General features: G+C 55.2%; 1 protein-coding gene. It reads left to right on the top strand.

Translation table 11 applies throughout. The features are described from left to right. On the top strand, positions 1-520 hold a 520-nt coding region (locus LNL84_RS19645), incomplete at both ends, for a VCBS domain-containing protein (protein WP_244359560.1).

The raw sequence follows: 520 nt of genomic DNA, 5'->3' as shown, positions 1-520 counted from the left end.
TAGAGATCCCCGTGACCGTCACCGACGAGCACAACGCCACGGCGCAAACCACGCTGACCATCACCGTGACTGGCACTAATGACGCGCCAGTCGCAGAGGCGAAAACCGACAGCGTTATCGAAGACACGGTGATTACGGGCGCAATGAGCGCGACGGATGTGGATCTGGCTGATAACGCCGAGCTCACATTTAGTACTGACTCAACCGTGGAAGGCTTGATCTTCAACGACGATGGTAGTTATACATTTGATGCCTCTTCGTACGACAGCTTAGGCAAAGATGAAAAGCTGATACTGGAGATCCCCGTGACCGTCACCGACGAGCACGACGCAGCTGCGCAAACCACGCTGACCATTACCGTGACGGGCACTAATGACGCGCCAGTCGCAGAAGCGAAAACCGATAGCGTTACCGAAGACACCGTCATTACGGGCGTAGTGAGTGCTTCGGATGTGGATTTAGGCGACGATGCCGAGCTTAGCTTTAGCACCGACTCCACCGCAGAAGGCCTAACGTTCAA

The organism is Vibrio gelatinilyticus, from assembly GCF_022836845.1.
Classification (GTDB): domain Bacteria; phylum Pseudomonadota; class Gammaproteobacteria; order Enterobacterales; family Vibrionaceae; genus Vibrio; species Vibrio gelatinilyticus.
The sequence above is the reverse complement of the archived record's forward strand: the minus strand, read 5'-3'. Positions and strand labels throughout refer to the sequence as shown.